Genomic DNA, 13,027 nt, shown 5'->3' on the forward strand with positions numbered 1-13,027 from the left:
TCCCGGGGCACGCGAAGCCTGAGCTATGATGCGCAATTGCGCATCTGAGGATCCATACTCCGGATCGTGGTTATGGATTCCGGGCTCGCGACCGCGTCGCGCCCCGGAATGACAATAGAGAGAGACGAGGACTAGATGAAACTGACCGCCGACGCCAAGGGTACCTTCGCAATCGCGCCGACACCGTTCCACGATGACGGCCGGATCGACGAGCGCTCGATCGACCGTCTGACCGACTTTTACGAGGAAGTCGGCTGTGACGGCGTCACGGTGCTGGGCATCCTCGGCGAGGCCCCCAAGCTCGACGCCGCCGAGGCCGAGCAGGTGGCGGTGCGCTACGTCAAGCGCGCCAGGAAGATGCAGGTGATCGTCGGCGTCTCCGCGCCGGGCTTTGCCACCATGCGCTCGCTGGCGAAGGCCTCGATGGACGCGGGCGCGGCAGGGGTGATGATCGCGCCGCCGCCCTCGCTGCGCACCGACGACCAGATCGTCGGCTATTTCAAGCAGGCCGCGGAAGCCATCGGGCCTGATGTGCCCTGGGTGCTCCAGGACTATCCGCTGACCCTCTCGGTGGTGTTTACCCCGGCGGTGATCCGCAAGATCGTCATGGACAATCCGAACTGCGTGATGCTCAAGCACGAGGACTGGCCGGGCCTGGAGAAGATCTCGACGCTGCGCGGCTTCCAGAAGGACGGCTCGCTCCGTCCGCTCTCGATCCTCTGCGGCAATGGCGGTACGTTCCTGGACTTCGAGATGGAGCGTGGCGCCGACGGCGCCATGACCGGCTACGCGTTCCCCGAGTTCCTGATCGACGTCGTGAATCTCTCCAACGCCGGCAAGCGCGACGCCGCGCATGACCTGTTCGACGCGCATCTGCCGCTGATCCGCTACGAGCAGCAGCCCGGCGTCGGTTTGACCGTGCGCAAATACGTGCTGCAGAAGCGCGGCATCATCGCCTCCAGCGCCCAGCGCAAGCCCGGCGCGACGATGACGGCGACGGCGAAGGCGGAGGTCGACTATCTCTTGTCGCGCGTTGCTCGCTTCGACAAGCGCGCCAATCTCGCCCCGCAATCCAGCGCCGCGGGCTAGTCGCATGGCCGAGACATCAGCATCACGCCCGGCCTCGACCATCCTCCTGCTGCGTGACGGCCCCAGGGAAGTCGAAGTCTTCATGATGGTCCGCCATCATCAGATCGAGTTCAACTCGGGCGCGCTGGTGTTTCCCGGCGGCAGCGTCGATGCCGGCGATCAGGAGATCGTCGCCCGCGCCGAGCTGTATTCAGGCGGCGAGGGCTTGAGCGAAGCGGACCGCGGCTTTCGTATCGCCGCGATCCGCGAGACGTTTGAGGAGAGCGGCATTTTATTGGCGCGCTCGAAGGACACGGGCACGCCTGTCGATGCCAGGCGTGCAGGGGAGATCGCGGACAAGCATCGCATCGCGCTCAACGAGCACAAGATCAGCTTCCTCAGCATCCTCGTCGATAACGGCCTCCAGCTCGTGCTCGACACTCTCGTGCCTTACGCTCACTGGATCACGCCCGAGGGCATGCCGAAGCGTTTTGATACCTGGTTCTTCCTTGCAGCGGCGCCCCCCGATCAGCTTGGCGCCCATGATGGCCGCGAATCCACCGACTCGATCTGGGTTTCTGCGCGCGAGGCCGTGGAGGGCGGTGACAGTGGCCGCTTCAAGCTGCCTTTCCCGACCACGCGAAATCTCATCCGGCTGGCGAAGCAGCCCACGGTGAAGTCCGCGCTCGACCATGCCAAGAGCATGTCGATCGTCACGGTGATGCCGGTCATGACCAAGACCGCAACCGGCCGCCAGCTCCGCATCCCCCGCGAGGCTGGCTACGATGGCGAGGTGTTCGAGGTCGGCGCGGTCGGCTGAGACACTTCGACACGCAACGAAGTATCGGGGGAGCGCTGACGCGCTAGGTTCCGTCCATCGCGGAATGGACGGGACGCATACAACGGGCAACCGGCAGGATGTCAACGTCGCCGCCGAGCTGGCGCTGCTGGTCGTGCTCGCGGCGCTCTGGGGCGGCTCCTACACCTTCATCAAGCTCGGCGTCGCCACCATCCCGCCGATCATGCTGATCGCGGCGCGCACCGTGATCGCGGGCCTGCTGCTGCTCGTCGTCATGCGGGCGCGGCACCTTCCGCCTGGTCCAGACCCTGGGGTCGGTCAGCACCACAGCGCAGGCCTATTTGCGAAACCTTGAGCCGGACCGCCTGCATGGGGCTCGCCTGCGTCGTTCTCGGCGTCGCCGCCATGACGATCCCGCCCGGGTGGCGGGCAAGCGTAAGTCATAATCCGGCGCGGAGGCCGGCCGAAACCAGCGATATTAAGGATGTTCTGCGGCGGGAGGCATGTTTCCCCGGGCCCGCAATACGTCGTATATTGGGCCGCCAATAGCCCGGTTCTCAACGCACCAATGTCCGCCGAATTGACGCCGCCCCCCGAGAAAAAGCGAATCTTTTCGCTGTCCATCGGTCAACTGACGTTCGGAAGCTTCATCCTGGTGCTGGCGGTGATCATCGTCACCTCGACCGCGAGCGTGATTGCGATCCGGCACATCGACACCACCTTCGCCGAGTTGCAGCGGCTGCAGAGCGTCGGTGACCTCGCCGAGGACATCGACCGCCGCATGAACGAGCTGCGGCTCGCCGCGCGCGACTTCGTCACCGATCCCGGCGCCGGCATCCAGTTCAAGCAGGTGGGCGAGGCGGCCTCGACGCTCAGCGACATCCTGAAGAAGACCCGCATCGAGCTCGCGCCCGAGCAGCAGGACATGATCGACGGCGTCACCGAGCGGCTTGCGACCTATCGCAATGGCCTCGAGCGGATCTCGACGCTGATCGACCGCCGCGCCCAATTGCTTGCCGGCCTGCCGCCGCTGCGCGAGCAGTTCGACGTAGCGGTCGCCGGCGCTGCCGACCGCGAACTCGCCTCCCGCCTGTCCGAGGCGCAGAGCCGCATCGCGCTCGGTCTGCTCGCGCGCAACCCGTCGGCGGCCGAGCAGGCCGCACAGGGCATGCGCGCAATGGATATCGCCGATCCCAGGCTGAGGGCGGCGGTGAACGATTATGCCGAGGCGATCATGGCGGTCGCCGTCCGCGAGCGTCAGATCGCCGACATCGACCGCGAGGTGCTGGGCACCGAGGGGCGGCTGATCGGCCGCGTCACCGAGTTGCTGCGCGAGGTCAGCGCAAGGCGCGGCCACGTGCTGTCGCGCGATTTTGCCCGTACGCTGACGGAAGCACGCTGGCAGAGCATCGTGCTCGGCTCCATCGGCGTGCTGATCGGCATTCTCGCGGCCGCCTTCGTGGTGCGGCGCACGGTGCGGCCGCTGGCCCAGATCGCGCGCTCGATTCGCGCGCTTGCGGCCGGCCAGAAGGACACCTCGATCCCGTCCGCCGATCTCGACAACGAGATCGGCGACATCGCGCGTGCCGCTGAAGTGTTCCGCCGCGCGCTGGAGGAGGCCGACACCGCGCGCGAGGCGGCGGTGCGCGCGCTGACCGAGCAGCGGCTGGCCGAAGAGAGCTATCGCAAACTGTTCGAGGGTTCGGTCGACGGCATCTACGTCACGACGCCGGCCGGCGACCTCCTCAATGCCAATCCGGCACTGGCGCGGATGATGGGCTATGACAGCCCGCAGCACCTGATCGACAGCATCAACGACATCGCCCACACCATCTACGTCCATCCCGAGGCGCGTGAGGAATACCAGCGGCTGATGGCGCGGGACGGAATGGTGCGCGAGTTCGAGTACCAGGTGCGCCAGCGCAGCGGCGACATCCTCTGGCTCTCCGACAGCGCCACCGGCGTGCGGGACGAGCAGGGCAACATCGTCCGCTACGAGGGCACGCTGCGCGACATCACTGATCAGAAGCGGGCGGAAGACGCCATCGCGGAAGGCCGGCGCCTGCTGCAGCAGGTCATCGACACCGTGCCTGCTGTCATCAACGTCAAGGACCGCGATTTGCGCTACGTGCTGATGAACCGCTACATGGCCGGCATCTTCGGCATCGAGCCCGGTGACGCGCTCGGCCGGACCACGGCCGACCTGATGTCGCGCTACGGTGCGGCCAAGACCGACGAGAACGACAAGCGCGTGCTCAAGCTGCGCAAGGGTCTAGGCTTCTACGAGGAGGAGTACGAGGACGCCGCCGGCAACATGCGGCAATGGCTGGTCAACAAGCTGCCGCTGCTCGATGCCGATGGCGAGATCGAGCGGATCGTCACCGTTGCGCTCGACATCGGCGAGCGCAAGCGCGGTGAGCAGGAGATGCGGAAGGCCAAGGAAGCGGCGGAGACCGCGCTGCGCAATCTGCGTGAGACGCAGGCCTCGCTGATCGAGGCGGAGAAGCTCGCCGCGCTCGGAAGGCTGGTCGCCGGCGTCGCGCACGAGGTCAACAATCCCGTCGGCATCAGTCTCACGGTCGCCTCCGCGCTGGAGCGCAAGACCGCGATGTTCACCTCCGAAGTCGAGCGTGGCGAGCTTCGCCGCTCCACGCTCAACGACTTCCTCAACACCAGCCGAGATGCGTCCTCGCAGCTCGTCTCCAATCTCAACCGCGCGGCCGAGTTGATCCAGTCGTTCAAGCAGGTCGCGGCCGACCGCAACTATTCGGACCAGCGCAACTTCGACCTCGGCGATCTCACTGAGCAGGTGGTGATGAGCCTGCGGCCGGGCCTGCGCAAGCACAACCTGACTCTCAACGTCGAGTGCCAGCCGGATCTGACCATGAACAGCTATCCCGGGCCATACGGGCAGGTTCTGACCAATCTGTTCCTCAATTCGGTCGCGCATGCCTTCCCGGACGGCCGTCCGGGGATGATCGACATCCAGGTGCGCGAGTCCGGCAAGGACAATGTCGAGATCATCTTTTCCGACAATGGCTGCGGCATGTCGCTCGACGTGCGCCGCCGCGCATTTGATCCGTTTTTTACGACAAGACGGGACCAGGGCGGTACCGGCCTCGGCCTGCATATCGTCTACAGCATCGTCACGAACCGGCTTGGCGGCCGGCTCGATCTCGATTCCGAGCCGGGCGGCGGTACGCGCATCCAGATGATCTTGCCGCGCACGGCGCCGCTGGAGCAGGCGGCCGAATAGCTAGTCGGCTTCGACGAGCTTGTGCAAAGTGGCGCCGAAAATCAGGCTGGCCTTGCCGACCAGCGCCGTCCCCGTCATCTCCGCGCGGGTCTCCGTGTAGGTCCCGCTGACGCCGATGCCGACCGGGGCAGGGCCGCCGAACAGCGGATTGTCGTCCCCCCGAGGTGACGTGTGCCGCTGCACCAGCACCTCGCCTTTGAAGGTGCGCGCATCCTTCACCACATAGCTGCCGGTGTAATAGAGATAGGCATCGCCGCCAAGAATCTTGCCGTCGCGAAAAAGGATCACACCGCTGCCTTTGCCGACTCGACCGTCGAGCAGCGTAACGTGGATCGAATAGAGGCCGTTCTTCATTACGCCCCGTAGGCCGGCCGCCATCGCCCAATGGCGTCACCGGTCCAGCTTTTATGCCAAAGCACATCCCCTCGCGCAACGCGGCAGTTTGCCGGCCGGCGAGTACCTCTGTCGCGGGAACCGTATTCGTCCCGGCTTGTCTGTGACGCCGATGTGAGGGTCTCATCACCGGGCGAGGCCAGTCGTTGCGAATCAACTTGGCCCGCGAAATGCATAACCATTGTTGCACTGGCCGCGGGGTGCTGGAGCAAGACGAACGTGAGCAACTGGATCGATTCCGGCGGCGATGAGCCGCGTCTGTACAGTGCGCGTCCCACGAATTGCAAAAGTGAACGACGTAAGATTGGCAGCGCGACACGCTGGCGAAGCGTGACGAGGCTGGCATGCGCCGTAGCCCTGATTGGGCTCGCGGCTCCCTTTGGGCATGCCCGTGACCGAGGCCAGTTCGTCAACACCAATGCCGACTTGAAGGCCTGGTTCGACAGCCTGCGAAGCGGCAAGGGGCCATGCTGCTCCGATGCCGACGGCTCGGCGCTCTCGGATACCGATTGGGAGAGCAAGGATGGGCACTATCGTGTGCGCGTCCCCCGCCTCGGCTACGTGCTTGACGGCCAGCAGCAGGAACTCGTGTGGGTCGATGTGCCCGATGAGGCCGTGATCTCGGAGCCGAACCGGGTGGGGCGCACCATGGTATGGCCGATCTACGGCTACATGGGCGTCACCATCCGCTGCTTCATGCCTGGCAGCATGACGTAAGCGCGCCAGGCGGCACTCCGCCTGGTCTCGCGTTGCTTGACGCGGCTTCCGCAGCGTCAGGTGTATTTCTTGTCGCGCTCGAGCAGTTCGATGGAGATACCTTCGGGGCCTCGGATGAAGCAGATGCGCACGCCAGGTCGGATCGTGGTCGGCTCGCGCGTGAAGGTGACACCCTTGGCCTTGATCTCGGCCGCCACAGTGTCGATGTCCTTCACCGTCAGACCGAAATGGTCGAGACCCTGATGCGGGTGCGGGGGCGGCGGATTGACCGCATTGTCGCCCTCGAGCGGCGCGATGAAGATTTTGGCGCCGCCGAGATTCACGTCGATCCGTCCCGGCGCGCGCACGATCTCGCCACCGAGGATCTCTCGCAGCCAGGCCGCTGTAGCCTCCGAATCGGGGCTGCGCAGATGGACGTGATCCCAAGTGACGGCGATTGGCATTTCATAGTCTCCCAACGGGTCTTGCGATGTTGTGGCGCATGTTAGACTAGCGGCACCGGCCGGTTGTCGCCACGTCCCTGCCGACTCGCCTGACGCGCGGGAACCTTAGTTCCTCTTCCGGGTTGAGGTAAGCGGTAGTCTGTTCATCGTGCAAACGCAGTTCGGCCGCCCTCGGTGGTGCATCCATGAGCGCCAGGTTTGACCGGATCGGATTACGACGCTGGGCCGGGACCGGCGAGCGACTCGCACGGGTCATGACGGTCGCAAGCGTCTCGTTCGGCCGAGGCTTGCTGTGGCTGCTGGCGGCCGTCATCGCCGGTGGGGGCATTTGGATGCTGCTGCCGTTCTCCAGGGGGCACAGCACCGAGCCGATCAGGTCGGATATGGCCGTTGTCGAGCCGGCTGCTCCGGGGGATGCCGCCGCGGCGGTCTCGCCGGCGGCCGATGTCCCGGCTTCCGCTGCAGCAGAACTCGATCGTCTCAGGATTTCATCGCAGACCTGGCGTCGTGGTGGCCTCGGCTCGAAAGCGCTGGTGACGTTCACGCTGCGAAACGACAATGACTACGCCGTAAGGGATGTCGAGATCAGCTGCGCTTTCGTGCGTCGCGACGGCACGCCTCTCACCGCTCGCAGCCGCGTGTTGCCTGACACCGTCAGCATGAAGAGCCGCAAGACCTTCGCGCGCATTTCGGTGGGCTACGTCAACGTTAATGCCGACCAGGCGAAGTGCTCGCTGGTTGCCGCACGGCGGGCTTAGCGGGCGGCGTTCTTTGGTAGCGGAAAAGTTACCGTTTCAGGGCTTGTTCTGGCCTTGGCCAAAAAACTTGGCGTCGCCATTTGAACCAAAGGGCAGGGCCAGGAACCAATCAGAGTATCGCCTGTTAAGGCGGAGAGCCCACGCGGGGATTGCGGGGGGCGGAGTGCGGCCAATGCCCATTTTTCGGTATTTCGTGTTTGTCGGCGGAGCGTTGCTCGCACTGCTGTTTGCAGTGAACTTCGTTGTGCCGGCCTCGCCGGTGACGCCAGTCGTCGCGAGCGCAAGCAACGACCAGCCGACGATCCGGATCCGGTCCGATCGCCATTTGCCCGAACGTGTCGTGCTCGATACCAGCCAGCCGACGATTGCCCTGCCTGCGGTGAAGACCGCTGTCGCGGCGCCGCAGCCGCCGGATACCGCGTCGGCAGCGGCCCTCGCGGAGATGTCGGCCAAGGCGCGGGTGCGCGAGACCTTCGCCCAGTTTACCCCTGGTTCGAAGTCCGACGTCGCCAGGAAGCCGCAGGCCCAGGCTCAGCCCAAGCGTAAGGTCGCTAGAGCGCATCCGGCGCCGCAGTATTATGGTGGGCCGCAGTTCGGTGGGCCGCAGTATGGCCGGCCGATGATGGTGGCCCAGCAACCGCATTTCGGCCTCTTCAACACGACCTGGTGACAAGCCCGCTGCGACCCGCCTCCGCGGAGGCGGGAAGGGCTTTTTATTGGCCAGCCTCTCTGCTAATTCGAACCTGTCCGAACGCCGCCCGGTGCGCTGGCTTGCCAGCCGGGGTCTGGCGCTTCGTGGCTAACGGCCCAATCCTTAGGGCCAGGGCGCTCGTAGCTCAGCTGGATAGAGCATCGGATTTCGATTCCGAGGGTCGGAGGTTCGAATCCTTCCGAGCGCGCCAGCACTTCCCTTGACATTTGAATGGCTTACGCCGGACTAGGTTCGTTCCGCTGGCACTTTTCGTGTTGCGTAGCGCTGCAAGCCGCAACGAGCGAAATCAATGGGTTACGAACGGCTACCAATCACTCCATGCAACACGGGCGCAACATGGTCAGTTCGTGCTGTGTTCTTCAAATGCTTCGGCTGAGCGTCCCCTATTCCGCCTTGAAGGGAACCATAATCGGCGGGGTTAACGCGAGATTAACCCGGAGGAGGCGGACGTGGAATTGATGCGCTACGGCCAGAGCTACAAGATTCAGTCGCGCAACGAGTTCAACAAGGTGGACAGCCCCGACCCGGCTTTACGGGTCGACTTCCTAAACTTCGGGCGCGGATATGAGAGGAAAAGTGCTTTTGGGGTGAACATCAGGTGGCAAGACGTTGAATCGGCCATCGAGAAGTTCTCTGAGATGGGGCACCCGAAAGCGATCGAGCTTCGCAACGCCATCGACCTGGCAAGGGCAGCTCAAGAAGTGGGCTGGCAGGCGAGCAATACGTCTCCGTCCAACTAGGGAACGCGAACAAGGCCGCCAACTGCTGGCGGCCTTATTCATTCTGAACGGGTGAAAGCCGAACAGCGTCCGGATCTGCTCAGGCGCCCAGAAGCCTAGCTTGAATATCCTCCGCCGCCTTTTGGTCGGCCTCCACATCGTGAAACAGATGGCCGTAGGTGTCGAATGTCATCTGGATCGTGCTGTGGCCCATGAGGGTCTGAATGCGCTTGGGGTTCATGCCGTTCTCGATCCAGAGGGACGCGCAGGCGTGCCGCAGAGAGTGGGGGCCATACTTGGCGACCTGCCTGATCACTGGTTGCCCGACCTTGTCCAGGACCGGCTCGCCGGCCTTAGTTAGAACCGGCTCCGGCACCGTCAGGCCAGCGGCCAGGAGGATCGGGTAGAGCCCACGCTGCACAATGTTCGAGTGAGACTCGACCTTTCCGCTCCCGGTCGGGAAGACCAGCCCCAGCTCACTTTTTGGGCAGACTAACTTCCATTCGCGGAGGGCATTAATGACCATTGGCGGGCAGGGGATCGATCTATATCCGGCCTTGGATTTCAGCCGACCGATCTTGTGGAAGGTATCCGCACGCTGTGTGACGTTGATCTTCCGATCTTCGAAATCGACATCAGCCCAGCGCAGTCCTCGCAGCTCACTTCCGCGCAGGCCGCAGAATATTGCGGTCAGGACCAGCGGACGCCAGCGTCCCTCTGCCTTGGTGATGATTGCCTGAAGTTCGGCCTTAGTTGGAATAACCGGCCGCGGATCTTCTCGGGTCGAGAGGTTGAGATCCAGCCCGGCGGTAGGATCGACCGCAGAGAGACCTCGGCGGCGAGCCTCACGAAAGATCGCACCCAGTGAGCCCACGACGCGACGAACCATGTCCGGCGAGCGTCCCTCGTCACGCAGACGATCGGCAAATGCATTTACAGCCGGCGTCGTCATTTCCGCGAGCTTCTTGGCCCCAATGAAGGGGTAAATGTGAAGTTCGGTGTGCTCCTCGTATCCACGGATTGTGGAGCGCTCTAGGCCCTTCTCGTTACAGCGCTTGATCCAGAGCGCGCCCGCTTGCTTTACGGTGGGCGATACGCCGGCAGGGGTGTGCAGACCTCTCACCAGATCGTGCCGGGTTTCGGTCAACCAGGTTTCGGCATCAGACTTCCGCTCGAAGAGCTTCGCTCGGCGCTTGCCGGCGCCGTCCACGTATGACGCCTGCCAGCGGATTAGACCGGAGGGGAGCTTGCGCTTGCGGACTGTGGCCATTTCACCTTCCCCGCTTCGCGTTGATACGGTCAATTAATCTGCCGAGATCGATCATGCTGTAGGCATCAGCGCTCCGTTGCTCCAGCATCAATGGAATCTTGGAGCGCGGCGAACTCACCATTTGCCACTCCCGGTCTCCCAGGGATCTGGTCATGATGAGAAAAAACGGCTCAGCGCCGAGTTTCTTGAGGTGCTTGCGGGCAGCTTCGAGTTCTTTCCGGGCGTCCTCCAACTGAGGTGCCACAGCAACTGCCTTCATGCCGGCCGCGTCCGTCAAGAACTGCAGCAAAACCGCGTTCTCAACGGAGGCAGCCGAGTAAAGGCGGGCCCGCCCGGTGCCGGGATTGAGTTCTCCCTCGGGAGTTAGCAATCCTTCCTTGGTCCAGTTTCGGATGCGCGTGATGGCGTCACGCGGCTCCTCTTGGGGCCTCTTAATGATTTCTGCGATGTCTGAAACTGTAAACATTTGTAGCCGTTCGCGGGGCCTCGTAATTGACGGTACCTTATAAAGATCATTTACACCCTTGTAAAGGATTAAAATGATCGCTATATTGAGGATAGGATGAAAATGATCCTAAGCCAACAAAGAGGGTGTATATGGAGATCGCGGACGACCTTCTGCGCGGGGTAAAGCGCATTTCGGCGTTCATTAACGAAGATGAGCGCGCGACGTATCATAAGCTCTCGACCGGCAAGCTTCCCGGCGGGAAAGAGGGCAATCAGTGGATCGCGTCGAAATCTGTGCTGCGTGAACATTACGCGGCACTCACCAGGGGAAAGGCGGCCTGACCGCATGACCCCTGATATGCAAAACCGGCTTATTGCCCGCGTCGTGAAGTCAGGTCGCGAAGAATTCCGGATCACGTTGAGGAGCTACAGTGACGGTGTGGTTCGGACCGAGATTCGCATTTTCGAGCGCCGCCGCGACCATGATGACTGGGGGCCGACGCCGCGCCACATCGTCATCGGTCGCGCTTATCTCCTCGAGATCGTCGAGGGGCTGTTAGAGGCCAGCGCACTCCTGAAGTCGGAGGCGGCATAGTTTATGGCCGAAAAAGAAAGGGGCCGCCGAGAGGGCGACCCGATTCCGAATGATGGTGTCTGGCGAGACGCCGCGGAATCTAAAGCACCTCTTCTCAAAATTCAAGCTGTGCGCCTGACACGTCGCTGCGCCGTGAGCTTGGCGATGGCGTCGATCATCGCGCCCCTCCTGCATGGGGAAGGGCCGCGATGAGCATCGAGGCAGCATTTTTCGGCGCACTTAGTCGCGATGCCGAGCGCAAGTGTTCTGCCGCAGGCAAGGAGTATCTTAGACTGAATGTCCGTGTCGGAGAGGGAGCTGATCAGCAATGGATCAGCGCAATGGTCTTTGACGATGATGCGTTGGCACGAGCGGACAAGATGTCTAAAGGCGTGCGCGTCTATATCGAGGGCCGGCTATCGGTCAACGAATGGACCGGATCTGACGGCGCCAAGCGGCTGGGGCTAGCGGTAATGAGTTGGCATTGCCGACTTGCGCATATTGGCCGTCTTAAGCGCGACCTAGACGTTTTAACAGGGCGGGCGTTCTGATGACAGCTGACCCCCCTGACTGCAAGCGCCCGTTCATGCTCTATGCTGACTTGAACATCGCCGAGAGTAAGGCGTGGCTAGTTCACAAGATGCTGGGCGCCGGCGAACTGAGCGCCTTTTACGGGCCACCCGGCTGCGGTAAGGGAGTGATCATCGAAGATCTGGCGCTGCACATCGCGGCCGGCCATGAATGGCACGGCAGGCCAGTGACCCGCGGCGCGGTGGTGTACGTAGCCCTTGAGCGCAAGAAACTTGTCGAGCGGCGCGCGATTGCGTTCCGCAGGCGCCATGAGCTCCATGATCTGCCGTTCGCCATCGTGGGCGGGGTTTATGACTTCCGGTTGCCATCGACTGCCGATCAGATAGCCGATATCTGCAAACAGGTGGAGACTCTGACAGGCGAGATTGTCGTCTTGGTCATCATCGACACCGTTTCGCGGGCCCTGGCCGGCGGCGACGAAAACAGCCCCAAAGACATGGGCGCTCTGGTTACGACAGTCGCCAAGTTTCAAGAGAAAACCGAGGCTGCGGTCCTGCTCGTCCACCATATTCCCCATGACTCTGAGCGGATGCGAGGTCACGGCGCGTTGCTGGGGGCCGTTGATACGACGGTTGCGGTTGCTAATGCCGGCAGCGTCCGCACTGCAAGGGTCGTCAAGGCCAACGACTCGGAGGAGGGTGAGGGCGTGGCTTTCACTGTCGCTGGGGTGCAAATCGCGGCGGACGGCACCACGGCGGCTGTAGCAATCCCGGCCGACATGACTGCGGCAGAACCAACGAAGTCGAAGAGGGGCGGCAATCCTCGTGAGCGGCGGGCCCTCAGTGCGTTGGCTGAGACGGTCTTGGCTCAAGGGGAGCCCACACCGCCGAGCTTTGGGCTCGCGGCCCCGACCAATTGCGTGCCGCTGGATAGCTGGCGTCAAGAGCTGTGCAGAAGGGACATCATCGAGAGCGGCGACAAAAATCCGCGCGCCACGTTCAAGCGCCTCAAAGAGGGTATGGCCGCAAAAGGAATGATCGGGATACTCGACGATCGTGTTTGGGCTGCGTGATAGAAAGGCAACCAGCGTCTGCGCGCGTGACGACAGTTTCTCGGCGGCTCACCCTTGGCGCGACGCCGTGTTGGTCTTACGATCGCATTGCGTCTATCGCGTGGGCGATCAAGACCGCTACGCTGGCAGCAACGAGCATGACAATCAGCCACGTAATGATCACGTTCACCTCCCATCATGGGAGTTGAACGCGCCGATGCGTGCACAGTCAAAAACAAGCCGCCGAAACTCTCAATTTCGGCCTTCGGCTGAGGATTCAAAGCAACGG

The 13,027-nt window shown here is 63.0% G+C and carries 15 protein-coding genes, 1 tRNA gene and 2 pseudogenes; 14 read left to right on the forward strand and 4 right to left on the reverse strand.

All coding sequences use genetic code 11. The features are described from left to right. Positions 1-135 precede the first annotated feature (135 nt). The 5 genes and pseudogenes from ACRQ5Q_RS18315 to ACRQ5Q_RS18335 all read left to right on the forward strand — a co-directional run bounded on the left by ACRQ5Q_RS18315 (position 136) and on the right by ACRQ5Q_RS18335 (position 5,123). A complete protein-coding gene (locus tag ACRQ5Q_RS18315) occupies positions 136-1,089 on the forward strand; it encodes a dihydrodipicolinate synthase family protein (RefSeq protein WP_439399326.1) in 954 nt (317 codons plus the stop codon). Positions 1,090-1,093: 4 nt separating this feature from the next. Then, on the forward strand, positions 1,094-1,888 hold the full coding sequence (locus ACRQ5Q_RS18320) for an NUDIX hydrolase (RefSeq protein ID WP_439399328.1): 795 nt from the start codon (positions 1,094-1,096) through the stop codon (positions 1,886-1,888). A gap of 64 nt (positions 1,889-1,952) precedes the next feature. Next, positions 1,953-2,189, forward strand: a pseudogene (locus ACRQ5Q_RS18325) (EamA family transporter); the annotation flags it as partial. Beyond that, a pseudogene (locus ACRQ5Q_RS18330) lies at positions 2,158-2,284 on the forward strand (EamA/RhaT family transporter); the annotation flags it as partial. The pseudogenes ACRQ5Q_RS18325 and ACRQ5Q_RS18330, both read left to right, overlap by 32 nt. Before the next feature lie 151 nt (positions 2,285-2,435). Further along, positions 2,436-5,123, forward strand: a complete 2,688-nt coding sequence (locus ACRQ5Q_RS18335) for a PAS domain S-box protein (RefSeq protein ID WP_439368738.1) — start codon at positions 2,436-2,438, stop codon at positions 5,121-5,123. Here ACRQ5Q_RS18335 and ACRQ5Q_RS18340 read toward each other — a convergent pair whose 3' ends face one another. Continuing rightward, positions 5,124-5,477 carry a GrlR family regulatory protein gene (locus ACRQ5Q_RS18340; protein ID WP_439399330.1) on the reverse strand — a complete coding sequence of 118 codons (354 nt, stop codon included), beginning with the start codon at positions 5,475-5,477 and terminating at the stop codon, positions 5,124-5,126. 258 nt (positions 5,478-5,735) lie between these two features. Between ACRQ5Q_RS18340 and ACRQ5Q_RS18345 the strand changes: the two genes are divergently transcribed. After that, entirely contained in the window at positions 5,736-6,233 is a 498-nt protein-coding gene (locus ACRQ5Q_RS18345; protein ID WP_439368736.1) for a hypothetical protein, read from the forward strand. A 56-nt stretch (positions 6,234-6,289) separates the two neighbouring features. Here ACRQ5Q_RS18345 and ACRQ5Q_RS18350 read toward each other — a convergent pair whose 3' ends face one another. Next, on the reverse strand, positions 6,290-6,676 hold the full coding sequence (locus ACRQ5Q_RS18350) for a VOC family protein (RefSeq protein WP_439399332.1): 387 nt from the start codon (positions 6,674-6,676) through the stop codon (positions 6,290-6,292). A 185-nt stretch (positions 6,677-6,861) separates the two neighbouring features. On the opposite strand from ACRQ5Q_RS18350, the gene ACRQ5Q_RS18355 reads away from it, so the two are divergent. From ACRQ5Q_RS18355 to ACRQ5Q_RS18370, 4 genes are all read left to right on the forward strand, one after another. Then, on the forward strand, positions 6,862-7,434 hold the full coding sequence (locus ACRQ5Q_RS18355) for a hypothetical protein (RefSeq protein WP_439368734.1): 573 nt from the start codon (positions 6,862-6,864) through the stop codon (positions 7,432-7,434). A 172-nt stretch (positions 7,435-7,606) separates the two neighbouring features. Further along, a complete protein-coding gene (locus ACRQ5Q_RS18360) occupies positions 7,607-8,104 on the forward strand; it encodes a hypothetical protein (RefSeq protein WP_439399334.1) in 498 nt (165 codons plus the stop codon). A 155-nt stretch (positions 8,105-8,259) separates the two neighbouring features. Continuing rightward, positions 8,260-8,336: transfer RNA gene (locus ACRQ5Q_RS18365), tRNA-Arg, on the forward strand. A gap of 259 nt (positions 8,337-8,595) precedes the next feature. Then, the gene (locus tag ACRQ5Q_RS18370) at positions 8,596-8,886 is read left to right on the forward strand and encodes a hypothetical protein (RefSeq protein ID WP_439399336.1); all 291 of its coding nucleotides are present in this window, start codon (positions 8,596-8,598) and stop codon (positions 8,884-8,886) included. 79 nt (positions 8,887-8,965) lie between these two features. Here ACRQ5Q_RS18370 and ACRQ5Q_RS18375 read toward each other — a convergent pair whose 3' ends face one another. Then, entirely contained in the window at positions 8,966-10,135 is a 1,170-nt protein-coding gene (locus ACRQ5Q_RS18375) for a tyrosine-type recombinase/integrase (protein ID WP_439399337.1), read from the reverse strand. Position 10,136: 1 nt separating this feature from the next. Then, positions 10,137-10,601: a MerR family transcriptional regulator gene (locus tag ACRQ5Q_RS18380; RefSeq protein WP_439399339.1), complete on the reverse strand. Its 465-nt coding sequence runs from the start codon at positions 10,599-10,601 to the stop codon at positions 10,137-10,139. Between the two features lie 131 nt (positions 10,602-10,732). Between ACRQ5Q_RS18380 and ACRQ5Q_RS18385 the strand changes: the two genes are divergently transcribed. The 4 genes from ACRQ5Q_RS18385 (at position 10,733) to ACRQ5Q_RS18400 (ending at position 12,759) form a co-directional block, all read left to right on the forward strand. Further along, positions 10,733-10,924: a DNA-binding protein gene (locus tag ACRQ5Q_RS18385; protein ID WP_439399341.1), complete on the forward strand. Its 192-nt coding sequence runs from the start codon at positions 10,733-10,735 to the stop codon at positions 10,922-10,924. A 4-nt stretch (positions 10,925-10,928) separates the two neighbouring features. Further along, complete coding sequence (locus ACRQ5Q_RS18390) at positions 10,929-11,177, forward strand: hypothetical protein (RefSeq protein ID WP_439399342.1); 249 nt, start codon at positions 10,929-10,931, stop codon at positions 11,175-11,177. A 188-nt stretch (positions 11,178-11,365) separates the two neighbouring features. Further along, positions 11,366-11,707 carry a single-stranded DNA-binding protein gene (locus ACRQ5Q_RS18395; protein WP_439399344.1) on the forward strand — a complete coding sequence of 114 codons (342 nt, stop codon included), beginning with the start codon at positions 11,366-11,368 and terminating at the stop codon, positions 11,705-11,707. 35 nt (positions 11,708-11,742) lie between these two features. Then, the gene (locus tag ACRQ5Q_RS18400; protein WP_439399346.1) at positions 11,743-12,759 is read left to right on the forward strand and encodes an AAA family ATPase; all 1,017 of its coding nucleotides are present in this window, start codon (positions 11,743-11,745) and stop codon (positions 12,757-12,759) included. The last annotated feature ends 268 nt before the right edge of the window (positions 12,760-13,027 follow it).

It is taken from the genome of Bradyrhizobium sp. PMVTL-01 (assembly GCF_051861855.1).
In the GTDB taxonomy this organism is placed as follows: Bacteria; Pseudomonadota; Alphaproteobacteria; order Rhizobiales; family Xanthobacteraceae; genus Bradyrhizobium.